This window comes from Rhizobium skierniewicense (genome assembly GCF_014196515.1).
Classification (GTDB): domain Bacteria; phylum Pseudomonadota; class Alphaproteobacteria; order Rhizobiales; family Rhizobiaceae; genus Agrobacterium; species Agrobacterium skierniewicense.
The window spans coordinates 66,257-91,022 of record NZ_JACIDV010000011.1; the positions used below are offsets into that span (position 1 = coordinate 66,257).

A 24,766-nucleotide genomic window follows, 5' to 3' on the forward strand; every position below is an offset into this window, starting at 1 on the left:
GGGTGTTTTTTTTCCAATCTGTATTACAATGAAATACAAGTTCCAGGAGGATGACCCATGAAGCAGGCGCTTTCCAATCCTATCACGTTACGAATGCCAGAGGATGTGCTAACGGAAATCGAAAAGATTGCCGAAACGACCGAGCGGTCTCGAAGCTGGGTCATTGTTCGTGCTCTCAAGACATATCTCCTGAACGAGGGAGCTGATATTCTCGCTGTGAAGCGGGGGCGGGAGGAGATTGAGGATGGAGAGTACGAAGACCTCGACGCTGTCGTTGCGGACTTGAAGAGAACCGCATCTGAAAAGGCCGCCTGATGCGCGTGATCATTTCGCGTTCGGCTGCGGCATATTTGCGAAATGAAGTTCAATACCTCAAAAGCAGAAATCCCATTGCAGCCACACGCTTCATTCAGGCAATCGCAGAGGCAAGGCGAAATATCGAGATATTTCCAGATATCGGACAGGAAAATAACAATCTTCCTGTCGCCGGATGCAAGACTTGGGTTTTCGGTGATTATCTCATGGACTACATGCGAAAAGTCGATGTTATCGAGATTGTCGCTGTTCGCCATGGCCGCATGCGGCCGTTGGTTCCCGGTCTAGATCCGGATGACGATTCTGAATGAGGTCGCCGACGTCACTCGAAATCACCCGTCGTCTCTTCCGGGGCCTGGTCCTTCATCAACACTTCAACATCTGAGTCGTTGCCCGCAGCCACTTTGAAGTTGCGCTGGTAGACCTTGTCCTTGTTGCGGGCGATGGCTGTGTATTCGCCGTCGGCCAGAACCATCGTGGAGAAAGCGCTCACGCTTTCGTTGACGAGGTCACCCGAGCCTGTGAGTACCGACCAGGCTGTATCGGCAATCGCTTCGCCACCATGTTCCGACACCAGCTTCAGCGTTACCTGTGCGGCACGGTGCTGAAGCGTCGCTTCCGTCAGCTTGCCCGCCTCGACCTGAATATCGGCGCGGACGACCGCGTTGACGCCGCCATATTCGGAGACGACATGGTAGGTCCCGGCGTTGAGCCGCACGATGGTGTTGGGTTTGACATCGGACATCACGAGACGGCGTTCACCATCCTCCTGCGTATCCGGTGAATAGATCGAAAATTTGAGTTGGCCCGGCGAAATCCGTTTGTCGGTTCCGGCCACGGCGTTCAGTACGAAGCCACCGGCATCGAGAATCAGCACCTGCTTGTCGATCTTGCCACTGGCGGGAACGCTGACCTTCTTGGTCACGCCTGCACGTCCGAACGACACATTGATGAAGTAGTCACCGGGTGTCAGGTGGAATTCCGCCGGGCCGCCATCCGAACTCGCCAACATCGGCAACTTCCCGTCCGGGCCGGGTATGGGGCTGAACACGCGCCATGCGAGCCCCTCCATCATCGGCTCTCCGTCATTGGTCAGCTTGGCTTCCATGGTGATGTCGCGGGAGTTGGATTGTGGGGCGTCGGGGGCAGCGGGTGCCGTGAAAGCGTTGAGCTTTGGCATCTTCTGCGTTCCGCCAAGCTGTTTGAAATCCTTGAAGGCGTCCTGAGAGAACGCGGCACCACTCGGCAAGACGACCAAAACGGCTGCCATACAAACACTTGCCGCAATTTTGATGGATGTCATTACGCTCAACCGGATTGACTTCTTGTTTTTCTGGGACCACTTCAAACGCAATGCCGTGGCGATTTCAAGGCCCCTGATTTGATATGTATGATAATGGAACGGTTCTGATATGAAAGACAATATCACCCTCATCGATTACCTGAATGTTCGCCGGTCCACGCCAGCGCCGCAGCTGACCGAGCCGGGCCCGGATCGCGCAGAGATCGAAGAGATATTGCGCCTGACAGTCCGCGTTCCCGACCACGGCAAGATCGCGCCATGGCGCTTCATCGTCTACCGGGGCGAAGAGCGCGAGCGGCTGGGCAACGCTGCCTTGAAGCGCGCACTCGAAAAAACACCTGACCTCAGCGCCGAATATCAGGAGGTCGAGCGCACCCGCTTCACCCGCGCACCTCTTGTTGTCGCTGTTGTCAGCACGGCTGCGCCGCATGTCAAAATTCCCGAATGGGAGCAGGTCATGTCCGTCGGTGCAGTTTGCCTCAACATGCTGTTTGCGGCCAACGCCAAGGGCTATGCCGCCAACTGGCTGACGGAATGGGTGTCCTACGACGAAGCACTCTTCCCCGCGCTAGGGGTCAATCCGGGCGAAAAAATCGCGGGCTTCATCCACATTGGGTCAACGACGTTTCCGCCGGTCGAACGCCCGCGTCCGCAACTCTCTGACGTCGTGACATGGGTGGGCGAAGCCTGATGTTCTACACCACCGATACCAATCGGCATGGCCTGTCGCATGATCCATTCAAGGCCATTGTCGCGCCACGGCCTATCGGCTGGATCGGGTCCAAGGGAAAGGACGGATCGCTCAATCTTGCGCCGTATTCTTTCTTCAATGCGGTGGCGGATGTCCCCAAGCTCATCATGTTTTCGTCCAGCGGCCATAAGCATAGCGTGCGCAATGTCGAGGAAAGCGGTGTGTTTACCGCCAATCTCGTCAGCCGGCACCTTGTGGACAAGATGAACGCATCCTCCGCGCCTGTCGCATATGGTGTCAACGAATTCGAGCTTGCCGGGCTCACGCCGAAACAGGGGGAACTTGTGGATGCACCCTATGTCGCGGAGGCCTATGCCGCTCTGGAGTGCCGCGTCACGCAGATCATGCGCCCCGTGGATGTCGATGGCGTGGAGGCTGATTCCTGGATTGTCTTCGGGCAGGTCGTCGGCATTCATCTGGATGAAGCCGTCATCGACAATGGTCGTATAGACATGACACGGGCACGCCCCGTGGCGCGCATGGGCTACATGGATTATTGCGACGGCGGCGTTGACGTCTTCCAGCTCAAGCGGCCCGGTTCGTGAGATGCGTCTTTCCGGATTGTTAAAAGATATGGTGAACCAATCGTAAACCTTTTGCTCCTAGTGTCGGTACTCTAGGGGCAGGGGTCGGATTCGCATTGGGATCACGCCTGTTCCAGACCAGTCGGAATTGTCTGTTTTTGGGGCGCAGGGTGATCGTACAAGCATTTCTTCGTTGGTCGGAAAAAGCTGGATCGCGTGATCGCACCAAGGCGGCCAGCGTACTTGCGCAGGCTTATCTGCAATCCCGCCTGCCGCAGGATCGTTACGATAGCGCCTATGATGCGATGACCTATCTACTGGATGATCCGTCCCCGAAGGTGCGCCTCGCCCTCGCAGAACAGCTAGCCTACGCGCCCGATGCACCCCGCGCCATTGTCTTCGCGCTCGCGGAAGATCAGCCCGAAATCGCCTGCCTTGTCATTATCCATTCGCCTGTGCTGCGGGAAACCGATCTGGTCGATCTGGCCGGAAACGGCACGGCCATGACACGCGCCATGATTGCCGCGCGCCCGTACCTTGCTGCGGGCGCCTGTGCGGCGCTGGCCGAACTCGGCGGTGTTCTCGAACTCTCCATTCTGCTCGAAAACCGCAGCGCCTGTATCACGCCCTTTGCTCTACGACGAATTGCCGAGCGGCATGTGGATGATGCTGAGATCCGAGACCTTCTTCTGCACCATGACGATCTGCCCGCCGATGTGCGCTACAGCATGGTCGGCCATATCGGTGCGGCGCTAGCGGCATGCGATCTCGTCGGCAACGTCATACCCGCGGGTCGTCTTCAAAGTGTCATTCGGGATGCCTCTGACGCGGCAACGGTGATGATTGCCGGCGATGTCGCCAGGGAAGATATGCCGATGATGGTCGAACATCTTCGGGAGCAGGCGGGGCTTACACCTGCCTTTCTGATGAGTGCATTGTGCTCTGGAAAACTCGATTTCTTTGCCGAATCGATCTCCAATCTGTCGGGTCTGGACAGCCACCGGGTGCGCTCCATTCTGGCCACAGGACGACATCATGCGCTGAAGGCCCTGTTCCAATCGACAGGCCTTTTCGGTGCAGTGCTGAACATCTTCATGGAGGCGACGCTTTTGTGGCGGAATGCTGCGGACACGCCTTATGCGGACACCATCATGGAGCTGTCGTCGGGGTTGATGGCAAAATTTGCGCATGTTGACGGCGATGCTGCCATGCGCGAATTGCTGCATATGGTGGAAAAACTGCACATGCTGCAACAGCGCAATCGCGCCCGGGCCTTGGCGAGCGACTTGGTTGCGCAGGCCGCGTAGAGCTACTTTGCGAAACGACGTGCGATCCAGGAATAGCTGTCTTCCACCATTCGTACCGGCTTGCCCAACACTTCCTTGACGCCTTCGGTGGACGGCAAAATTCTGCGCACACGGGTGATGGCGCGCTGTGTCAGCGTCTGCTCTTCTTCCGTGTCCAGCGGAAGCGATGTGGTGGTCGCGTCCGGCGTCTGACCATCGGTCTTGGCACCATCGGTCTTGGCAATGTCATCTTTCGGCGCATCCGGTGTCTGGCAAACGGCGACCACCACGGGATAGGAGGCGTTGGCGAAATTGCCCAGCTGCTTTTCCGATTCGGCATCGCACAGTTCTATGCTCGTCCAGCGTTGCTGCATGGTCGCGATATGTCGGCAGTCGGTTGCGGTATCGTCGCAGCCGAGAATGGTCATCAAAACAAGCGCGGTTCTCATTGTCGCTCTGTTGCCTCTGGAAGGAGAATTGTCTAACAGCGACGATCTAGCGGAATTGTAGTCTTATTGCGACGCAACGCCCTGCATTTGCAAAAATAAACGGAAATTAGCATGCCCATTGCCATCACCTTGGAAAGTCCCCGCCAGCCGGAGATCCTTAGCCTTCTCGATCAGTCCGACGCCTACGCCGCATCGCTCTATCCGCCCGAAAGCAATCATCTCGTCGATATCACCAGTCTGGAGAAACCGAACGTTTCATTCTTTGCGGCACGTCATGATGGCGAGATCGTTGGTTGCTGCGCTCTTGTCGAAGCCGGTGATGGCACAGCGGAAATCAAGCGTATGTTTGTCGACCCGAAAGCACGCGGCCTGAAAATCGGCAAGCTGATGCTGAATGCGTTGGTCGAACTTGGACACGAACGCGGGCTGACCGCGATCCGCCTGGAAACGGGCATTAGCCAGCCGGCGGCAATCAGGCTTTATCATGAGGCGGGCTTCGTCGATATCGAGCCGTTCCCGCCATACAAGCCGGATCCGCTCAGCCTTTTCATGGAGCTGAGGCTTCAAGCGGCGGGCTACGAGGCCGTCTTACGTAGCGGCGCTGCGTGATCGATTTCCGGTCCTGGTGGCACGACTTCGTCCTCGATGGCGGAGAGTTCCACTTCTCGCACCCATTCGCGCCACACGGCAACGAGTAGGGCCATCAGGACCGGACCGATGAACAGGCCGAGAAAGCCCATCGTCTTGACGCCGCCGATCAGACCGAAAAAGGTTGGCAGGAAGGGTAATTTGATCGGGCCGCCGACAAGGCGTGGGCGGATGGTCTTGTCCACGATAAAAAGCTCGATCGAGCCCCAGGCCAGCAGCGCGATGCCTGCGGTGAGGGAACCGCTGGCCATGAGGTAGACGGACACGAGCGTGAACGACAAGGGCGCGCCACCGGGGATCAGCGCCATGACGCCAGTCAGGACGCCGAGGGTGACGGGCGAGGGGACGCCGGCGATCCAGTAGGCCACGCCCAGGATGATGCCTTCGCCAATCGCGATCAGCGTCATGCCCGTCACGGTGGAGCTGATCGTGGCCGGAACGACACGGGAAATCCGCTCCCACCGCGTGGGCAGAATGCGCTCTCCGATAAGGTCGATCTGACGTGCGAAGCCGACGCCGTTGCGGTAGACGAAAAACAGCGCGATCAGCATGAAAAGCAATGTGAGGATCAGATGGAATGCGCCGTTTCCGGCGGCGACGATGGCGCGGTAGATGTTGCCGATATTGGCGCCGCTGACCAGTTGGATGACCTCACCAATGGCGCCGGGTGTGCCGATGTAGCGAACCCATTGTTCGCTCATCCACAGGCCGACGCCGGGCAGGGCGGCAATCCATGCGGGCACGGGCGCTCCCACCTTGTTCACCTCGACGGCCCAGCCGAACCATTCGCGGATTTCGCTGCCGGTATAGGAGGCTGCGATAAAGATCGGCACGATCAGGAAGGTAATGATGAGCAGCAATGCAAGAGTGGCGCCCACGGTGTTGTTGCCGCCCACGCGCCGCAACAGTTCACGGTAGACGGGCCAACTGGCGAAGCCGATGACCAATGCTGCGAGCACGGGAACGAGGAAGCCGTAGAAAAAGTAGATACCTGCGGCGACGATGAGAACCAGAAGCCAGCGCGCAGCCGAGATGGATGGCACGAGCGCGGTGCGCGCATGTGCTGCCGGACCAAGCCAGCGTGGCTCTGCGGGCTTTCTGGGCGTGTCAATTTTGCTCAAAATCGCGTCTCTTTCGCTTCCCCGACCGGATGTTGTTCTGACACCATTGTGCCGATAGGCGAAACATAATCCAGCATCATTTCGTTTTTATAGTGTTGCTACGCGTTATTGGACGATTTTGGTAAAAATACCGCCCCCTATCTTGGCCTTGTTACGGAAATGTGAGAGTTGGGGACCAAACTTGCAATTTCGACGGCTGTTGCCTGCCGTCCTGGACAAAAGCCATGCTTCGTCGCTTCTTCTCCTATTATCGCCCGTATCGCGGGCTGTTCATCATGGACTTTTCCTGCGCCGTTCTTTCCGGCGTTCTGGAACTCGGCTTTCCGATGGCGGTAAAGGCGTTCGTGGATGTGCTTTTGCCCGCAGGCGACTGGCGTCTGATCGTCCTTGCGTCTATCGGTCTTCTGGTGATCTATGTGATGAACACCGGGTTGATGGCGATCGTCACCTATTGGGGACACATGCTCGGCATCAACATCGAAACCGACATGCGCCGCCGTGCCTTCGACCATCTGCAAAAACTGTCCTTCGGCTTTTTCGACAACCAGAAGACCGGCCATCTGGTCGGACGGCTGACGAAGGACCTCGAGGAAATCGGCGAGGTGGCGCATCATGGGCCGGAAGACCTGTTCATCGCCGTGATGACTTTCCTCGGGGCGTTCGCGCTGATGATGTCCGTCAACGTGCCGCTGGCGCTGGTGACCGCTGCGGTGGTTCCAGTCACGGCCTGGGTGACGAGCCGATACGGCAGCCGCATGACCAACAATTTCCGCGCGCTCTACGGCCGCGTCGGTGCCTTCAATGCCCGCATCGAAGAAAATGTCGGTGGCATGCGCGTCGTTCAGGCCTTTGCCAACGAGGACCACGAGCGGGCGCTGTTCGAAGCCGATAACCAGCGTTACCGCCAGACCAAACTCAGTGCCTACAAGATCATGGCGGCCAGCACCTCCCTGAGCTACATGAGCATGCGTCTGACGCAGATGATCATCATGATCTGTGGCGCGTGGTTCGTGCTGACGGGTGACCTGACCAATGGGGGCTTCGTCGGCTTCCTGTTGCTCGTCAACGTCTTCTTCCGCCCTGTGGAGAAGATCAATTCCGTTATCGAGACCTATCCAAAGGGCATTGCCGGCTTCAGACGTTTTACCGAGCTGATCGACACCGCACCCGATATTGCCGATGCGCCGGGCGCCATCGAGGCACCGGCTCTGCGGGGCGAGATCGCCTACCGCGATGTCAGCTTCGGCTATAGTGACGGCAAACAGGTGCTGCGTCATATCGACCTCACCATCGGGGCCGGGGAAACCGTCGCCTTCGTCGGTCCTTCCGGCGCGGGCAAGACGACGCTGTGTTCGCTGCTGCCGCGTTTTTACGACGTGACGGGCGGGGCGATCAGCATCGACGGCATCGATATCCGCAAGATGACCCTGGCGTCGCTGCGAAGCCAGATCGGAATCGTTCAGCAGGATGTGTTCCTGTTCGGCGGCACCATTCGCGAGAACATCGAATATGGTCGTCTGGGCGCGAGCGATGCGGATATCTGGGATGCGGCGCGGCGTGCGCGGCTGGATGGCGTCATCAAGGATATGCCTGATGGCATGGAGACGGTGATCGGAGAGCGGGGCGTTAAGCTTTCCGGCGGGCAGAAACAGCGCATGTCGATTGCCCGCATGTTCCTCAAGAACCCGCCTATCCTCATTCTTGACGAAGCGACGTCTGCGCTCGATACCGAGACGGAGCGGGCTATTCAGGCATCCCTGAGCGAGCTTGCGGCAGGCCGCACCACTCTTGTCATCGCCCACCGTCTGGCCACGATCCGCGATGCGACGCGCATCGTGGTTGTGGATGAAAGCGGCATTGTCGAGACCGGCAACCATCATGAACTTTTACAGGCGAAAGGCCCCTATAGCCGTCTGTATGACGCCCAGTTCGGCGCGCAGCTTCTGGTCTGAGCGGGTTCAGGGACGGGCGGGTGCGTCAATGCTCGGGTTCGTCTCAGGCTTGCCGGGATGTGCGCTGACAATATATGTCACCGCCACTGCGCTGGCGGCGACGATGAGCCCGAGAATGATGGCCATGGTGAACATCCACGGCTTCGATTTGCGCCGGTCCCAGACAAAACGTCTGCCCTTCAACGAAATGTTGTTTTTGTATTCCGGTCCCAGATTGTCGGTATCGGTCATGGTATCCCTCCGATGTCGTTGTCTGTCTGTGAAACCGAACGCATGAGGATGTGAGAAGTTCAATCAACCATACGCTGCGGTGGCGCGCGGGCTTGCCGAGGTGACCTTGTCGGGCCATGGTGCTGCGAGGTAGAGCGAGTTGCCTTGAGGGAGGACAGAGTTGATTGCCAATCCGCGCGCGTTTCTGGAGACGCTGTTTTTTGCGGCGGTGAAGGCCGCCGATCCCTATGAGGCGATCCTTCGCCATCTTCCGCCACCGCCGAAGGGCCGCACCGTGGTGATCGGAGCGGGCAAGGCGGCAAGCCAGATGGCGCAGGCCTTCGAGCGGGCATGGCCGCACCCTTTTGACGGGCTGGTCGTGGCGCGCCACGGGCCGGTGGCGGAATGCCAGCGTACCCGCGTTCTTCAATCTGCCCACCCGGTGCCGGACGCAGCCGGGCTTGCGGCAGCGCAGGCATTGATGGCGCATGTCGGCGGGTTGACCGAAGACGATCTGGTCATTGCGCTGGTGTCGGGTGGCGGATCAGCACTGTTGCCGTCACCACCGGAAGGCTTTGATCTCAGCGACGAGATCGGGCTCAATGAAGCGCTGCTGGCTTCCGGCGCGCCGATTTCGGCCATGAATGTCGTGCGCAAGCACTTCTCCGGTATCAAGGGGGGCAGGCTGGCGGCACTGGCGCGTCCGGCCCGCGTGGTCACGCTCGTGGTCTCCGATGTGCCGGGCGACAACCCCGCCTTCGTCGCCTCTGGCCCGACCGTGCCGGACGAGAGCGATGCTGCGGATGCCTTGCGCGCCATCCGCGATTACCGCATCGATTTGCCGGAGCGGATTGTCGACAGCATCCGCCATGCCGTGGCGCCGAAGCCGGATGATGCGGTCTTTGCCGGAAACATGGTCCATGTCATCGCCTCGGCGCGGGTGTCTCTCGATGCCGCTGCCGATCTGGCGCGACGCCACGGCGTGCATCCACTCATTCTGTCCGACAGCATTGAGGGCGAGGCGAGGGATATCGGCCGCATGCATGCGGCGCTGGCGCGCGAATTTGCGGACAATGCTGCCTTCGCCAAGCCGATGGTGTTGCTATCGGGCGGCGAGACAACCGTGACCATCGGCAACGGCACCTATGGCAGGGGCGGGCGCAACAGCGAATTCCTGCTATCGGCGGCGCTCGATCTGCAAGGCGTGTCCGGTATCATGGCGCTGGCGGCGGATACGGATGGCATCGACGGTTCGGAGACCAATGCGGGTGCCTTTGCCGATGGCGACAGCGTGAGCCGTATGCGCGCGGAGGGTGGCGATGCGCGGGCTCTGCTGTCCGGCCATGATGCGTGGTCTGCCTTCAATCTGGCCGACGATCTGTTCGTGCCGGGGCCAACGGGGACGAATGTGAACGATTTCAGGGTGTTTTTATTGGGATGAGCCGCGAACTGGCATTAGCGCCAGCGGCTGCATAACCGAGCGCCAGCGGCTGCATAACCTTCCACAGAACCTGTCAAAAATCCCGGCCAGCCTTTTGCGCAAGCTTCGCCGCTCACGCGGCAGCATCTGCCCGTGGTGTGCTCTTTTTCTCTCGGTCCATCGCCTTATCGGCCATGGTATTCGGACGGGGCGCTGCAAGCTGCCTCGTTGGGTAGTCTAATATTGGCACCTTTCAGCGCCCCGTTCAGCGGTTTGTGCCCGCCAGCGATCCTCTTGCCACGGCTGGCGCATCCCGGATGGCAAAGGGCCGAAACCCTGCCGGTTCACCGGTCGGACATGGTCAAGATCCAACCCTTCACCTCCGGGCGGCGGGTGCTTCGTTGCCGAAACATTCCGCCTGCCAGTTCGGCCGCACCTGCCCTTTCTCCCCCTTCGAGGATGCCGGGCAGATGCAGCGTTTGCCTGTGTACCGCCTGACTTTCGCTTCAAACTCCTCGCGGTCGCGTTCGACCAGGAGCCGATGAGCTGTCGGTACACCCGGCGGCGGACGGACAGGAGCGGCACTGCCTGGATCTCGAAACCCGTCTGGATATTCGAGGCAGGCATGCCGATCCGGTCCGAACATCGGGGGCGGTGCACCGGCCGGTCCGAAACCGGTGCCACGCCCCACCCGTTGCCGCCGGGGGGATTCGCTGCCGGACCCCGGCGATGAGGGGTTGCGTACCCCCTCACCACCAGCGCCGGTTCCGCCTCGCCGCAACGCCTTGCGGTGTATCCGAGGGCGGAACGGGACCAGTGCGCGGGCGATTCGCAAGCCGTGGAGAAAACTGCGGCGTGTTTTTTGCTATTTTTTGCGATTTTCGGGTAAGGTATTGATTTCGTTTGGAAGTAATTTTTCTGGCTGGGAAAAACAGAGCGGTAAGTTCTGCATTCCGATCCACAAGAATTTGACCCAGCCATCAAAAACACATCGCCGTTGCCAACCCCATGGCCATTACGCTACAGAAACCAACTGCGACGACAGTCGATGGCCACCGGCCACATTTGCGGCATAGCCATGGAGAGCCGACATTATAAAGATTATGGTATTGCTGCACAGCGCCGTCGGCACCGACTGGCAGACCCCGCCGAAAGGGGTGGGTCTGAAGACGCTCTATGAAGCCGAAGAACAGGGTTTCATCCAGATCCGCGGTGAATTCCAGAAACGCCAGTTTCGGTTGACGAGCATGGGATACGAGTATGTCGAACGGGATAAACGGCGGCTGGAAGCGCGTCGGAGCTAGTTGTCGTCGTCTTCTGGTTGCGGAGGCGACAGACCCGTCACCTGCGATTTCTAACACTTAAGCGATGCTTGAGATGTTGAAATTGCTCTCTCTGCCAGAAGGGGAGAGAGAGGGTGGGTGCCGTGCCATTCGCCCTATCTCAACGATCGTCACAAGCAGAGAAAAATTCGAGGGTGCCACGGGTTGCCTCTCCTCTTGCGGGAGAGGACGAAAAATCATGAGCTTGGCTCAGCTAAGTCATAGATTTTTCAGGTGAGGGGTGCATTCTTGCGCTGACCACACATCGAGGCACCTTTATGGCCCACCACCATCACCCGCCGCCCATAAATCGAATGCGCGCCAGAGGAATGCGAAAGGATTCGACGCGGGCGGAAAATATGCTGTGGCAGGCCCTTCGGGGTGGGAAGCTGGAAGGGTTCAAGTTCCGGCGTCAGGTGCCGATGCACACTTACATCATTGATTTCGTCTGCTTCGACGCGAAGGTGATTATCGAGGTGGACGGCGCGCAGCATGCGGAAAGCGACGCCGATAGCAGGCGCGACGCGTATTTTCGCGATGAGGGCTTTGTCACGATGCGGTTCTGGAACGATGAGATTGAGAGGAACCTGGATTTTGTCTGTCTGAGTATCTTGGATCGTTTGCGGGGGCGTCAAAGCGCGGGGCGGGACCCCTCACTTGCGATTTCTAACACTTGAGCGGTGCTCAAGATGCTGAAATTGCTTTCTCTCCCACAAGGGGAGAGATAGAGCGGATGCCGCGCCTTTTGCGCATGTTCGCGACTTCGACAGCAGACGAGATTTTCGGTGGTACGGCAGGGTTACCTCTCCCCTTGTGGGAGAGGAAGAAAAATCATGGTCTTAGCTTTGCTAAGTCATAGATTTTTCAGGTGAGGGGTGGTGTCTGGCGCTGAGGGACAGTGTGCTGTGGCTTTTAGGTTCGCGGGTGGGGCTTGGACCCCTCACTTGCAATTTCTAACACTTGAGCGGTGCTCAAGATGTTGAAATTGCTTTCTCTCCCACAAGGGGAGAGATAGGGCGGATGCCGCGCCGTTTGCGCAATTTCCTCGCCCCTTAAAGGCTGAAGAGAATTTCGATTATACAATGTGGTTTGCTAGATAACTTTAGGAACTGTGATTTCTAGAGCTGTAACTACCCGATTACTATTGCTTTTCCCGTGTTACTGAATAAGTTTTTTGAGAAACTCAGCTTTCCATTGACTATCAGATTGTCGTGCGTCATTTGTGCATAGCAGGGGGCAGGAAAGCTGCCTGTTAATGTTACGAGTAATAAATCTTCCTCTGGCGGAACCCCCAGGCGTTGAGCAGCCTGTAGTTCTTGATATTCCATATTTTCTTTTGATTTAAATTCCAACTCCAAATTTATTCTATGTATTTCAGATTTTATTAAAATTTTAGGCGTTCTCGGGGTTGCTTCAATCTCATCAACATTATTTCTGCAAATCCAATCGTTCTTTCGCATCTCAGCGATCTTATTAAAGCATATGTCGTAAATATTCATTGATAGTGTATCAAAGCCATCGTCGTCTTTTTCAAAATATATTATGTCTATTCCGCATGCCGTAAGCATAGCGTCACATTGATAGGCGTAGTTTCCTCCGCATCTAAAAACAGTGTGTTTTCTTCTCCAGTTAAACTTACCACTAACCTGGGAATGCTCCAGTATCCGCTTCATCATGATGACGCCCGCAAAGCGCAATCATTCCTTCAATTTCATGATGATTTCGTTCACGCCATGGAGGATCGAAATGATGATATTCTAGATGCGGATTGCCGCAAAGAGGGCATCCGAAGCCGACCTCCCTTCTTAGAGCTGCTTTGACAACTTTGGGTATTGTTCTTGGGGTTTTACGGTCATGCATGGGTTTGCTATCCCGTTGATTTTTTTGACCGTCAGGGACATGGCCAGCGCGAGCTCTGGCCATGTCTAATAGTTGTGAAAACCAACCTAGTACTGGCCAATCCACCTGTAAATTATTGAAAAACCGCATGCGGATTTAAATATTGGATGTAACTCTGTCCATATTGGAAACTAGAACTGGCCAACTGCGCAAGCCAAGAAAAAAGCCGGAAATTCCCGGCTCTAATTTTTCAATACTTACGGAAGGAAAGGAAAGTCTTTCACATCAAGGACGGAATAGAATTTTTTCTTCGATGCTATGAATTCCGGGAAGATGCCAGCCTCGGCCAGGCACCGCTCGATTCCTGCGGGTGTCTTGCGGTTGCGATAGGCCAGCGTGCCCGAAGATACGAAGGCTTCGATGAAGCGCGTTAACTCGTCAGGTTCTACGACAGTCTGCAAGTGCCGCTTCCATGGGTTCTTCCGTTTCACCGAGGCAAGGTGCCCATCTTCGATGAGCGCGTTGACAACCTTATGGGACGACGAGATCGCCAGCTCGACATCGCGGAGAGTTAGACAGCTATGTATGAAACCCTGCGTCTTTTTGCGAACCTCAAAAGGGTTCACGGCGATGGCGGCCAAACCTGATCTGCCTTCAATCCGTGCGATGTCGAGCTCTCCATCGAGGAGAAGACGTACGACCTCGCCATTCTTGCAGTTAGCCATCTTGGCAGCCTGGCTTACGTTTACGCAGTCTTCCATAGGTGGACACGGTGGAAGCGAGTCGAGGCGGCGACCCAACTCCTCGACGTCGGCGCGCCGGAAGCACATCGTTGCCGTTACATGAACCTTTTTGCTTGGATCTCTAACGCCTGCCACGGCGTCTTCGAGACGATGGAGAATGCCGAAGTTTACGATGCTCGCTAGCTGCGATCGTTCCGTCCCGAGCGCAGCTACCGCTTCCTTAAAGCTGAGCGCTTGTTTGACCTCTAGGCAGAACTTCTCCATTTCATCAACATCGAGGACGATCCGGTGATAAGATTTTCTTGCGCATTCGACGCCCACTTTTTTGCTCAAGATGAGTAGGTTGCGAAGACGTAGAGGCTGTAGGTCGTATTCCAAAGCGGCGGAGTGCACGGAATGCAATCTTCGGCTTGTAACCGGCCCGAGATTTTCAGCACCCTTACCCAGCGGGATGGTATTCAAGGTGACCTCGCGCATCACCTTCCGAAACGGCTCATACTCTTCCGTTGGCGTCGCCGCCGCCAGGACGTGGTACATATAGCCAAAAAGGCCTTTCCCTTTTATATCCGAATCGGTTTGCTGAAAGCGCCCAGCCAACCTCTCGAGAAACGCCTGAAAATTGGCTTCTGCGGCGTGGATCATGTCGTAACCACATGCTGCAGAAGTCGCCACTTGGAGCTCCTCCAGCTTTCCATACTGCACATTGATGCCGAACTGTTCAACGAGTCCGACGGCCTCGCAGATCCGTCCAACCACGTGGATTGGGAACCTGTCCAGCCAGCGGTCTCCTTTGGGACCTGAACGAAGACGTCCTTCGACATATCCTTGATAGGCGTCCGGTTTAAATCGAGCCTTGGTTCCGGCGAGGGCCAAAATCTCCTTGTTGAAGAACGAAAGCTTCCCAGCGAAATCGTTTTCTAGATATTGGAGGGGCTCGTCCGATCTGAACGTGGAAATTGAGCTCTCGTGCTCCCTGCAAACGCTTACCGGACCCACCAGCCATTCAATCCTGCCGAAGGCTCGGAAGCCACGACGACCAGCGGCTGCGTGTTCGTCCTCGAGAACGCAGTGAGGGCAAACTCTCAGATGGGCTCTGCGCACCATCGCGCGGCTGAAGCGCTCTCCGGAGATTGTCCAAAACGGATCCGCTCTCGTGACAAGGCCGCGTGCAAGCGACGTTTTAGACGTTCCGAGTGCTGATGCAAATCGGGCAACGGCCTCCTCGCGACCCAATGCAAGCCCGCTGAATGTGAAACCAAGTCTGGTTGTAAATACGCGAGCGTTTTCATATCCGCAGGCCGCAGCTAGACGGGAGCAGTAGCTCATAAGGGATTCCCCTTCGTTAAAGGGGAGTAACTCAGCCAGTCGGGTCATTGCGGTCGTACTCCATATCTCGTGGCATTCTTGCCTTTCGCCTTAAGACGCGCGTCTACCCAGGCCCGATCCTCTTCCCTCAGCAGCGCGAGTGAAGGCTCAAGATCCTGCCAGTTGGAGGCCGAGAAAATGTTTCTGTTCGGTCGGCACCCTGAAAAGGACGCATAGGTATCGACGAAATCCTTGAGAGAAATGGAGTCGCGTCCAGCGAGAAGCGCAAGCTCGACCGCTCCGCGGATCATCTGAATGATGGAACCGAACTCCGCTTCGCAGGAGTGCGAGAGACGCTCGCGAAAGGCTTTTTCCCTATCCTGGAGATCTATGTCCATCTTCAGTCCACCATGCTTCGTCGCCACGGTGGCGAGCAATGTACCGATGAGGTCGTCGTCCCCGGAGATGGAGAGCGGTTCGAACGGCACCACTGTACGTCGGTTGTAGAGCTGTTTGCGCGCGAGGAAGAGAGCGAGAGGCGGCACTCCTGCCAGAATAAGACGCACGGGCCAGTCGGGCATCTGCGTCAGTCCTTTCAGAGAGTTTCCGATGACGGTTTCTTCGCGCAGCGTAGCCGTCTCGATCGCGTGCTGAGCCTCGTCTATGAAGATCCACATCACCTTATGGACTTTCAGGAGCCGACGGAACTCTTCCCAAGCTTTGTGCTCAAGCAAATTGGGACTGGCGGCGATGCCCAAGGCCTTCATCCCGGTCAGCGCGACGAGCTTTGGTGTGCATGGAGAAGGGCACTCGAAGCATATCAATGGATGGATCTGGACGCCGTCTTCATCGATATAGGAGGCCGTGGCCTTCAAGCTCTGTAGGTGCTTGATGACTGCAGTTGTCTTGCCGGCACCGGAATTGCCACATACGGCGACAATCCTACGCTTGTCCGGTGCGCCGGTAATTGGCGTCGCGACGCTGGCCACCATCGCTTTCAGCGCGTCCTGCAACAGCTCGTCACGTGTGAGTGGAATATACTCGGCGTAAATCAGCGAGATGCGGTCGGCCACCGTCAGCCGCTCCTCGCCGAGCAGGCCGCGGATACGGTCGATCGCAGCCTGACTGCGTCGCGCCTCATGTTCCTTGTCAAATCTAGCCATGTTGGATGTCCTATTCGTCATCGAAGATGTCGTTGCTAATGATGCGGACGGGCGACGTCTCTTGGTCGTCATTGTCGGCAGATGATTGGTTTGAAGTCGAGTTCTCTGGAGCCATCCCAATCGCAGGGCGGCCACCCGCTTCTGCTTCCTGGCGGAGTTCCTTCATTGTCCGTGTCTTGGCGTAGACCACAGGCTCGATGCGCAAGGCCGCGAAAAGTTCGTCGGACGGATGCCACTCGCCGACCGGGCGGGGTTCACCCTTGACGGGGCTGTCCATGATGTCGAAGACATGATCCATCTTTTTCTCGAAGCGCAGATAGTCATCGTCGGTCAGAACCGGGTTGACGAGGCCGGCCTCGAGCCGTGCCATGTCCGCCTGCTGTTTGAGCCAGCCAAATGTGTCGAGCATGGTCTGCCGGGAAGCTTTCCCGTTTTCGGCGTTGAACAGCTTCAGGCGTTCGGACGCCGCCAGCCACTGCCAGATACTCACGCCTTCCAGTTCGGAATGGACACATGGGACCTCGATCCAGCCGTCCGGCGTCAAAACCGAAATGGCGCCCAGGTTATGATTGTTAACGCGCCCAAGAAGCGGGGCTTTGTTCTTCTTCCGGCGCATCTGCTGGAGCTCCTTGCTCTGGAAGTAGAGACCCGCTACCCGGTAGCCTTTCTTGGAGGCCTTGCGGGTCACGTAGGTTCCGAACAGGTGGGTGCGTAAGGTGCCGGTCGGACCCGGCTGGACGCCGTGGACACCTGCGAGCTCATACCAAGTGTTGAGCGGCGTCGCCCCGTTCAGCTCTGAATGCGGCGCGTTATGATAGGCGTCGACGCACCAGCGGATCATGCATTCGGCGACCTGATCAGCTACCATGTTTGCGTATGCTTCTGCATCGTAGTCGCCCTTCTCGTCGGAAGACGACCAGGTTCGACCATCGAAGTAATTGAACATCTGGTGACTGAATGTTTGAAACCAGCGCTCAATGAAGCCGCGCCAGGAGGCGTCGCCCGCGCGAGGCAGAAAAATTTCGATCCCGGCGTCGTTCAGGGCGACTCGATAGGGTCGGTGCGCGAAATACATCGCGCTATCCGTCGCCACGGTTTCATGGGTCCCGCCCTGGGGCCAAGCAGACTGGCAACCGAGGCGTCGGGCAATTTCGGTCTTGTCGCGTGTCGACATCTCCAGGGCGGTCATGGCCGATTTGAGGGAAGGGGGTTCGCAGGTTACGTGGAGGGCGACGATTCCCCGGCTTGCCACGCAGATCATCGCCGTAATGGTGAGGCGGAGTCGTTTGATCTTCTTTTTCTGTGCTTTAGAAAGCGTTTTCCAGATGCCGACCTTCACGAGGAGCGTCTGAAGGTCTGTCTCGTGATCGTCGCATTCTACCCGTTCAAGTGGGCGGATAACATCAAGGCCGCCGTGCTCGGGCTGCCATTCCCGACGCGCCGCCTCTTTCCCGTTGCGACCGAGATCGCGCCACATTTCCGGCTGCGCGTTGAAGCGGTTGCGGAGCGTCTCCTCGCACGGGATGCGAAGCTGGTCATTCGGTCCGCGGAACTTGTTCTCTGCCTCGATCTTCCGCTCCATCTCGCGATGGATCGCCGCCAGATCCGGTCTTGTACGCGAGCAAGCCTCGCCGATGGCTTCGCTGAGATGTACGAACTCGTCCGGTGTGAAATACTCCGGCCGGTCGCGCCTGTAGTCATTTCTGAGGCAGATGGGATTGAAGTCGTTCGTCTCCATCTCGAGAATCCAGCTCTTGACGGTGGAAGGCTTGGGCTCGAACAGAGCGAGGGTGGCTTTCGTTCGGTAGGTAAGAGCTTTCGCGCCCTTGACGCTAGTCTGCATGTCCCGCCACTCGAGGGCGATCTGCGGGATGATACGGAGGAGTGGCTCGCGCGACTTGCTCACGACGGCTGGCATCGGCATGCCGTCGATGCGGGCGAGACGCCGCTTCTCAAGAAACTCCGATCGAAGTTCGAAAAATCTGCGGACAAAGAATTCTTTGCGGAGAACGTCCTCCTGATCGTTTGGTGTCAAGGTAGACAGGCTGCTGGAGCCGGAAAGACGAGCCTTAGCCGGACTTTTTCCGAAATAGCCGAACTCGACCGTCATAGGATTGCCGGGGCGATTTAGCCTTTCATTGAGTTCGGGCTGGGTAAAGCTTACGTTCGCGTTGGTCTCGTCCGTGCGACGCAGCACTGCCCCATTACGGTCACAGTGGAGGACGTAGTACTCGATGCCGAGGTCCTTGATCCGGGCATTTTCCGGAAGCCGGACGTATGGAAGCGACGCGGGGTTGTGCTGGAGAGCGAGAAGCTGTCTTAGATCGGGTTGCATGCTTATCTCTCAGTTTTTGTGATTGAATTTGACGAAGGGGGCGTCGACGAGCATGAGATCCGGCCGGACCGGTTCGAGGATCTCGTCATGGATAAGGCACCAGACCGCGTTCCAGCCGTGGGCGGGAATTCCCCAACCCGCCAGAAGGTCGCGGATGTGGACGGTGCCATGAAAGCGCGATGCATAATCCCGCAGACGGTCGTTGTCGGTTTTGGAGGAGTGCTTGAGGGCTCGAAGGATACTCTTCGCGTTCCAGCATCGTGCGTCCGTGGCTTCCTTTTCGGTGATGATGGTAGCGCCATCGGCAAAGCCATGTGGTAAGTTCTGGTCGAGGGTACCGATCGTGAAAGCCAAGCCGTCCTTTTCGAGCATGTCGGATGGTCTAACCCCGACGACGATCACGGTTCCCGTCGACATGGTGGCCCGATAATCGACCGTGTGCTGTGAAGTGCCGTCCTCCTGCCGGATTAGGACTGCCGAAGGCTGATCTTCGACGAGCACGACGTGCTTGGACGCACACATCATGTAAGCGAGATTGCGCTCATATGTGCTCGAGAACGTGATTGCCTTCCTCGTCTTGCCGTTGACGAGACTTCCGCGGCTGTGGGACTTCGTCCGGGCTGGGTACCAGCGCGACGGCGTCGGCTCCTCGGTCGGCTTCCAGACGGTAGGAATGCTAATCAGGTCTTCGAGTCCTTCGTCGTCGACACCGGAGGCGTCGAAAGGAAGATACTGTCCCGAGACTGGTTGCGAGGCACGAAGGAACAGTGTTTCGGAAGGGATCGCTTCCAAGGTCCGGTCGTAGCCGGATTCCAGTTCCTTGATGTAACGGATGATCTGTCGAATGCGGGTCATTGCAGCTCCTTGGGCGTGCGTTTCCCCGTGCCGACCAGGAAGGATGGTCGGTTTGGGAATGTTGATGAAGGGGGAAGGCGCCGCACTTTCGGAAGGTAAGGTGGGCACCGGATGCCAGTGTCGTTTCTAGTTGGGGCGGCGACGCGCGCGGAACGCGAAGTCATGTGCCTGACCCGAGGCACCTGCGGAAATGGGGTGATGGTGGATGGAGACGAAGTTCATCGAGGGCTCCTTTCGAGCGCGCAGGTTTCCTGTCCCGGCCACGTCGTGGTCGGGTCACTGATGATTTGCAGTCAATTTTCGGAAGGCACCGCTATGATGTGCGGCGAGGCTCTTCGAAGTCTTGGTCGAGTGGCATCGTTGCCTACCGATCGGTTGCCGAAGCCTTAGGGATCACGTCGTCAAGGTCTGGAATCTCGATGCTCCGGAGTGCCGAACCAAAAGTCCGGCCATCGAACACGGCAATGTCGGCACCCAGGCTCGAACGGTATGCTGCTCCCCGTCTTTTCGATTTCTCAGCTCGGAGGTTGGTGGCGACAGCGATCTGCGCGCGTTCTACGCGGCGTCGGAACGTGCGTTCGGAAGGCAACATACCGGCGTTTCCGAACTCTTCTAGAACCGCCCGTTCCAGCCGTTGATAGTGGTAACGGACTGACTGGTGTTTCAAACCGTTTACGCAAGAGGCGACCGCAGCATCGAATTGGGACAGCGTCCCTAAGCGGCGCGCTTTGCTGGCGTGCGTCTCAAGGCGAAGGCTCGCCTGAACAAGCCTTTGGAAGATTTCCTCGACCTGGGGTTTGAAAATCGGCATGCAGAGCGTGTGGTGAGAATACTTGTTGTCCATGTTGGTCTCCTTCATCCCGCGCGCCACGCCGTAGATGTTCAACGGTTCAGCGGCTCGTTTCTCCTGCGTTCAGGGACCTTTTAGCAGCGTTCGAAACAGCAGTGCGCGACCACTTCGATTTTGTGCTTACGGAACGAAAACGGGATATTTAATTAGGTTTTTCTAATGTTGGCCATCCTTGATGGCGAACAGATCGTGAGCGCAGTGCAGCCGGCGCAGCCTTTGTCAGGCTATTATGGAGAACCTTATTCGATGAACTCTCATGCCACGAACCCGAGATGACTGGATGAAGACGCTGATTCAGTTATCTAAAAATAAGTAAAAAGTCCACAAAATTAAATTTTCTTCTATGTATTGACGCCAGTTATCAAATTTTATGAAGTATACGCGCGCGTACGTAGGCGAATTGTTCGTTTATACATTGCCGAATTGTCAACATATCTAGGGAATCAATTTCGATAATTGTCAACAATTACGAATCTTTGCTTGTGTCTTGCAAGACTCGACCGAATCCTCTCTTAAAATATTGGAGGGAAATATGGCCAAGTTCATCAGAAATCGGCTTGACGAAATACAAGATCGTCTTGGGCCCACGCTACGCCGCATTGGACATAAGCCGATCGCGCGCCGTTCAGGCACGTCGTTCGCTATCGGTCTAGTTCCGGTCAAGGGTAATGTCTTCTCGTCGCCAGTTGAGATCATCTTCGACGATAAGAGCATTTCAGGGCTGTCGGAGGCGTCGTGGAAGCATGCTCACATGAGCGAGTACGTCTACAGCAGACGCGTGCTGGGAGATACGGGGTGGGAGTCGTGGAAGTATCACAGGGAAACTCGTCATGAGATCGAGGGGGAAGGCGACGCGATGTTCGAGTGGCTCTCGGCTTTCATCGACGAGCGTGAACTGATCCCCGACGCTACAAGAGCGCCGAATTGCCTTGTAAACTCGAACTGTGGAGATGCATATCTTTCGCTCGTTCAGAATTTTTCCGACGTGGAAATCGAAAGACTTCCATTTCTCGATGGAGGGATGGTCGTCGAGGCTTTATCGTTCGAAGACCACGAAGGGCGGGAAGTGAACATAACGATGAGTGCTGGTAGTCCTTGGGCGCCGATCTATATCAATCAAGAAAAGGTCGCTGTGTTTTGGCAGAACGACTCTACCGATCTCTGCAGGGTTATCCTCGGGCAAGAACGGGAAGCCGGCTTCCCGCGGTAGGACTTCCTCAACCTGGTGCCTCTTCCGGATACGGAGAGGCCTCCCAGGCGGCGATGTCCTCAAGCTCGCGACGAAGACGTTCGGCCTCTTCATCGCGCTGCCATTCCTCCTTCACGAGAACCATTGCACGCCTGACCCCAGCTCTCCGTTTGTGATTTCGCTCCACTTCGTTGAGATACTCCCCGCGAAGGACTCGCACAGCTTTTTCATATAGATCGTCCCTAGGCAGATCGACAGGCCTTGGCCCGCGACGTCGACGAGCGTTCAGTCTCAGCGTTCCGGATCTAATGGGTTGCGGAGTGACGGCGCGTTGCGGACCTATTTTTGAAGGGTCGATTACCGGCATCTTCACCTCACTGTCGAGATCGAAGACCTCACCAGTCAGCGCGCTTCGCACGGCCAGTCCCACCATACGCGCCATGACCGGAGGTAAGGCCGCCTGGATCATAGCCAATCTTTGGTTTTGTCCCTCCGCCTGGAACTGCCATTCCGGCGGAAAGCCCTGTGCAGCCGCCAAGGCTGCGAACGTGATGCGCGGTTTGAAGCTTGTGTCCTTAACCTCATCCAGAGATGGCGGTTCTTCTACGACGCGCGGTCCCAGAAAACCGGCCTTCAACCATGATTCCGCCTCTGCTTTGCGTTTTACTTGCAGACGGCCCGCCTGGGATTTGGGCGCGTCAGTCGTTTGCTTCGATGGGATGTCAGGAAGCATCGACATGCGGTGATCGGCGCACCACCGCATTATCCAACTATTGTAGAACTCCTGCTTTTCATCATTTGGACTTTCGGTCTCGTATGGCGCGATCGTCTCGGCGAGCACTTGCCCGGTACCTTTGATGTATCCGGGCGGTGGCGCCGTATACCAAGAGTTCTTTTTGAGCCGTTCCGCTATAGTTTCAATGCTGTCCGTCATGATCTGCGGTTTCTCGAAAAGACGGGGAAAGTCCTTGTGGATACCCACGAAGAAGTGCCGGTCGGTTGAGTGAGGAAGTCCGAACTCCTTGGTGTCGAGCGGAAAGTCGGCGACGTTGTAATCGCACGCTGTCAGGGTATTTACGATTCCGGCACGAAGCAGCAGAAAAGGGTGTTTCTCTCTGGCCCCGGCGTCGCACTCTAATATGAATGCCTTCGGCGATATCATGCGAATGATATCGATCATTTCAGGATAGAGGTCAGGTCTGCGAGAGTGCTTTGCACCCGGCATACAAGGAAGGCCGGCAGCGAAAAGGTCGACATTACGGAACCTCGAAAGCTCCTTCTCGCCGAGCTCTCTCACATTGATCTTGGTGACAGGCCAGTGAGGCTGGTTATGTCTGAGAGTCTCGACAGCCGGGTTGTGTTTGTCAAAAAGCGCCACATGCTTGAATCCCGCGGCCTGAAGCCCGATCGACATCCCACCGGCACCGGCGCATAACTCCAGAACTTCCAGCCTTGAGTCAGTCCCCGCTGGGAACGCCTCGTGGGAGAGCAGCGGCGACAGCGCTTCAAGTAGAGACAGGCGACCTTCGCCGATGTCCCGCAGCAAATCCAGGCCACCACGCATACCGAACTTTCCGTCAGCCAACTGACGAAGAGCGAAATATGGTGCCGCTAGCTGCCGTGCTTCGACGTCGGACGATTCGAGGAGCGTGTGTGTGTCACCGAACACATCAGTGTACGATGCCATAGCCTCGACCGCTGCGGCAGCCAGTTTTTTGTGACAGAATGCATGCAGTTCTTCGTCTTCGTCGAATTCGCCGTGATTCCATGATTCCTGAAAAGTTTGGAGGTCAAGCGCGATGGATTCGCTTTGGCGCTCCAATCTTTCAATCTTCCGCTTTGTCACATCGGTGGAGTAAGAACTCAGCACGGCTTTTCGACTTGCCTCTGACCTCGCGCATTCCCTGTCTGCATCTCGAACATTTTTTACTTCGTCGGCACGCAGAACCTTCGATTTGTTGAGGAGGCGGATGGTTTCGCGTTGCGCGACCTCGGTAGCCTCTGCGAACTCGTTGATCGCGGCGATCGAAATGCCGCTGCCGATCAGAAGTTCTCGATGAATAGAGAAGGGAGACGATTTTGGACTTAAGATGGCTGCAGTCTTCTGTAGCTGCTCGATCTCCCGGAGGGACATATTGGCGTGCATCGACAGGAATGTCTGGACTTGCGCCGAATCCAGTCCAGCTAGGTCATCTAAACAAAGCGCGGCGTCAACGTACAGCTTCGTGATTTCTTTATTTATCGAGATCAGTTTGTTCGCCATCTTGGACAGTTTGGCTTTCTGATCGAATAGCATTTGGTTGGTGGTCATGGAGCGGCTCCGAAAGGCATGGGCGACCTGTACCATCCAAAGGTTGAACTAACCCAAAAAGCTAAAGTGAAAGAACCATGAATTGACACGATTAGCGGTGCCACCGGCACGACTTGTCATCGTACGGAAAATTAATCCCGGAGACGTCCCTTTCAGGACGAGGTTGGGCTACCAGGGGTCTACACAGACGGCTTCTATCTCGCTGAGACAGAGGTGTGGTCGGATTACATTGTTGGATCAGCTAAGGACCCTTTTATTCTGGGCAATTCGATGGGTTCAACGGATATCACTACCCATTTTCCTGTCAAAGGGTTGTAGACGCCTGGAAGGCTGAAGTAACGGTCGATCTCCGCAAAATCTCCGTCGGTCGTCACGATGGGCGTTCCGTAGGTGATTGCGACCGCTGAGATCATCAAGTCGTGACTTACCCTTTGGCGTCTTTGGGCGGGGTTGGGAAACCAAAACTTCTTGAGCGCCGGACTAGCCATCATCTGCGCAAGTATGTCTTCCGTTTCACGCCCCAACCCCAAATAGAAGAAATCCGATTGTTCAATATCCTCAATCGCCCGTAGGACACGAGCTTTTGTGTCCTCGTCTCTTGAAAGATAAAGACCGCGCTTTATCTCCATTAGAACTGGAAAGCATATGCACAGGTGGGCGACTTCGGAGGCTTCCGCCAGCCAATCTCTTAGGCCTTCAGGTGGACGCTTCCTTGCACGAGCGCTGAGGATCGTCGTGTCCAGAAGCAGCATCCGCCTATTGGATTTAGCATCCTGTTTTAGCATCGTCTTTCCAACGATCGATTTGCCGTTGTCGGCAGAAAACAGTACAATTGAACCGGCGTCAAAATATTTGGTCTCATGGGACTTTGAAGG

23 protein-coding genes are annotated in these 24,766 nt (G+C 56.6%); 11 read left to right on the top strand and 12 right to left on the bottom strand.

All coding sequences use genetic code 11. The features are described 5' to 3' along the window. Positions 1-57: 57 nt before the first annotated feature. Positions 58-315 carry a CopG family ribbon-helix-helix protein gene (locus tag GGQ73_RS17290; protein WP_174153271.1) on the top strand — a complete coding sequence of 86 codons (258 nt, stop codon included), beginning with the start codon at positions 58-60 and terminating at the stop codon, positions 313-315. Beyond that, complete coding sequence (locus tag GGQ73_RS17295) at positions 315-626, top strand: type II toxin-antitoxin system RelE/ParE family toxin (RefSeq protein ID WP_183897221.1); 312 nt, start codon at positions 315-317, stop codon at positions 624-626. The genes GGQ73_RS17290 and GGQ73_RS17295 overlap by 1 nt, the downstream gene beginning before the upstream one ends. An 11-nt stretch (positions 627-637) precedes the next feature. Here the strand turns inward: GGQ73_RS17295 and GGQ73_RS17300 are convergent, their stop codons facing one another. Continuing rightward, positions 638-1,618 carry a hypothetical protein gene (locus tag GGQ73_RS17300; RefSeq protein WP_183897222.1) on the bottom strand — a complete coding sequence of 327 codons (981 nt, stop codon included), beginning with the start codon at positions 1,616-1,618 and terminating at the stop codon, positions 638-640. 109 nt (positions 1,619-1,727) lie between these two features. Here GGQ73_RS17300 and GGQ73_RS17305 point away from each other — a divergent pair, with 109 nt between their 5' ends. The 3 genes from GGQ73_RS17305 (at position 1,728) to GGQ73_RS17315 (ending at position 4,200) form a co-directional block, all read left to right on the top strand. Further along, positions 1,728-2,309, top strand: coding sequence for a nitroreductase family protein (locus tag GGQ73_RS17305; RefSeq protein WP_183897223.1), 582 nt, complete (start codon positions 1,728-1,730; stop codon positions 2,307-2,309). Continuing rightward, positions 2,309-2,914: a flavin reductase family protein gene (locus GGQ73_RS17310; protein ID WP_183897224.1), complete on the top strand. Its 606-nt coding sequence runs from the start codon at positions 2,309-2,311 to the stop codon at positions 2,912-2,914. The genes GGQ73_RS17305 and GGQ73_RS17310 overlap by 1 nt, the downstream gene beginning before the upstream one ends. Before the next feature lie 149 nt (positions 2,915-3,063). Continuing rightward, positions 3,064-4,200, top strand: coding sequence for a DUF2336 domain-containing protein (locus tag GGQ73_RS17315; protein ID WP_183897225.1), 1,137 nt, complete (start codon positions 3,064-3,066; stop codon positions 4,198-4,200). 2 nt (positions 4,201-4,202) lie between these two features. Here the strand turns inward: GGQ73_RS17315 and GGQ73_RS17320 are convergent, their stop codons facing one another. Next, positions 4,203-4,628, bottom strand: coding sequence for a hypothetical protein (locus tag GGQ73_RS17320; protein WP_183897226.1), 426 nt, complete (start codon positions 4,626-4,628; stop codon positions 4,203-4,205). A gap of 111 nt (positions 4,629-4,739) precedes the next feature. On the opposite strand from GGQ73_RS17320, the gene GGQ73_RS17325 reads away from it, so the two are divergent. Further along, complete coding sequence (locus GGQ73_RS17325; RefSeq protein WP_183897227.1) at positions 4,740-5,237, top strand: GNAT family N-acetyltransferase; 498 nt, start codon at positions 4,740-4,742, stop codon at positions 5,235-5,237. Here the strand turns inward: GGQ73_RS17325 and GGQ73_RS17330 are convergent. Beyond that, positions 5,204-6,397 carry an AI-2E family transporter gene (locus GGQ73_RS17330; RefSeq protein WP_174153263.1) on the bottom strand — a complete coding sequence of 398 codons (1,194 nt, stop codon included), beginning with the start codon at positions 6,395-6,397 and terminating at the stop codon, positions 5,204-5,206. The two genes, GGQ73_RS17325 and GGQ73_RS17330, sit on opposite strands and share 34 nt — an antisense overlap. Positions 6,398-6,621: 224 nt before the next feature. Here GGQ73_RS17330 and GGQ73_RS17335 point away from each other — a divergent pair, with 224 nt between their 5' ends. After that, positions 6,622-8,349, top strand: coding sequence for an ABC transporter ATP-binding protein (locus tag GGQ73_RS17335; protein ID WP_183897228.1), 1,728 nt, complete (start codon positions 6,622-6,624; stop codon positions 8,347-8,349). A gap of 6 nt (positions 8,350-8,355) precedes the next feature. Here the strand turns inward: GGQ73_RS17335 and GGQ73_RS17340 are convergent, their stop codons facing one another. Further along, the gene (locus tag GGQ73_RS17340; protein WP_210290166.1) at positions 8,356-8,580 is read right to left on the bottom strand and encodes a hypothetical protein; all 225 of its coding nucleotides are present in this window, start codon (positions 8,578-8,580) and stop codon (positions 8,356-8,358) included. A gap of 160 nt (positions 8,581-8,740) precedes the next feature. On the opposite strand from GGQ73_RS17340, the gene GGQ73_RS17345 reads away from it, so the two are divergent. From GGQ73_RS17345 to GGQ73_RS17355, 3 genes are all read left to right on the top strand, one after another. Further along, positions 8,741-10,000, top strand: coding sequence for a glycerate kinase type-2 family protein (locus GGQ73_RS17345; protein ID WP_183897229.1), 1,260 nt, complete (start codon positions 8,741-8,743; stop codon positions 9,998-10,000). A gap of 1,082 nt (positions 10,001-11,082) precedes the next feature. After that, complete coding sequence (locus GGQ73_RS17350) at positions 11,083-11,283, top strand: hypothetical protein (RefSeq protein WP_183897230.1); 201 nt, start codon at positions 11,083-11,085, stop codon at positions 11,281-11,283. 332 nt (positions 11,284-11,615) lie between these two features. Further along, entirely contained in the window at positions 11,616-11,978 is a 363-nt protein-coding gene (locus GGQ73_RS17355; protein WP_327786366.1) for an endonuclease domain-containing protein, read from the top strand. 453 nt (positions 11,979-12,431) lie between these two features. Here GGQ73_RS17355 and GGQ73_RS17360 read toward each other — a convergent pair whose 3' ends face one another. The 6 genes from GGQ73_RS17360 to GGQ73_RS17385 all read right to left on the bottom strand — a co-directional run bounded on the left by GGQ73_RS17360 (position 12,432) and on the right by GGQ73_RS17385 (position 20,427). Next, on the bottom strand, positions 12,432-12,977 hold the full coding sequence (locus GGQ73_RS17360; protein WP_183897232.1) for a hypothetical protein: 546 nt from the start codon (positions 12,975-12,977) through the stop codon (positions 12,432-12,434). Positions 12,978-13,397: 420 nt separating this feature from the next. Then, entirely contained in the window at positions 13,398-15,257 is a 1,860-nt protein-coding gene (locus tag GGQ73_RS17365; RefSeq protein ID WP_183897233.1) for a TniQ family protein, read from the bottom strand. Next, positions 15,254-16,351 (bottom strand): ATP-binding protein, encoded by a 1,098-nt coding sequence (locus tag GGQ73_RS17370; protein ID WP_162734008.1) that lies wholly within the window; start codon positions 16,349-16,351, stop codon positions 15,254-15,256. Before GGQ73_RS17370 ends, GGQ73_RS17365 begins: the two co-directional genes overlap by 4 nt. Positions 16,352-16,361: 10 nt before the next feature. Beyond that, on the bottom strand, positions 16,362-18,686 hold the full coding sequence (locus tag GGQ73_RS17375; RefSeq protein WP_113169851.1) for a hypothetical protein: 2,325 nt from the start codon (positions 18,684-18,686) through the stop codon (positions 16,362-16,364). Positions 18,687-18,695: 9 nt separating this feature from the next. Next, the gene (locus tag GGQ73_RS17380; RefSeq protein WP_113169850.1) at positions 18,696-19,541 is read right to left on the bottom strand and encodes a hypothetical protein; all 846 of its coding nucleotides are present in this window, start codon (positions 19,539-19,541) and stop codon (positions 18,696-18,698) included. 364 nt (positions 19,542-19,905) lie between these two features. Next, positions 19,906-20,427: a hypothetical protein gene (locus GGQ73_RS17385; protein WP_113169849.1), complete on the bottom strand. Its 522-nt coding sequence runs from the start codon at positions 20,425-20,427 to the stop codon at positions 19,906-19,908. Between the two features lie 496 nt (positions 20,428-20,923). Here GGQ73_RS17385 and GGQ73_RS17390 point away from each other — a divergent pair, with 496 nt between their 5' ends. After that, the gene (locus GGQ73_RS17390; RefSeq protein WP_113169848.1) at positions 20,924-21,601 is read left to right on the top strand and encodes a hypothetical protein; all 678 of its coding nucleotides are present in this window, start codon (positions 20,924-20,926) and stop codon (positions 21,599-21,601) included. 7 nt (positions 21,602-21,608) lie between these two features. Here GGQ73_RS17390 and GGQ73_RS17395 read toward each other — a convergent pair whose 3' ends face one another. Continuing rightward, entirely contained in the window at positions 21,609-23,891 is a 2,283-nt protein-coding gene (locus GGQ73_RS17395; RefSeq protein ID WP_162734007.1) for a DNA cytosine methyltransferase, read from the bottom strand. Between the two features lie 224 nt (positions 23,892-24,115). Continuing rightward, the gene (locus tag GGQ73_RS17400) at positions 24,116-24,676 is read right to left on the bottom strand and encodes a type II toxin-antitoxin system VapC family toxin (RefSeq protein WP_113169846.1); all 561 of its coding nucleotides are present in this window, start codon (positions 24,674-24,676) and stop codon (positions 24,116-24,118) included. Between the last annotated feature and the right edge of the window lie 90 nt (positions 24,677-24,766).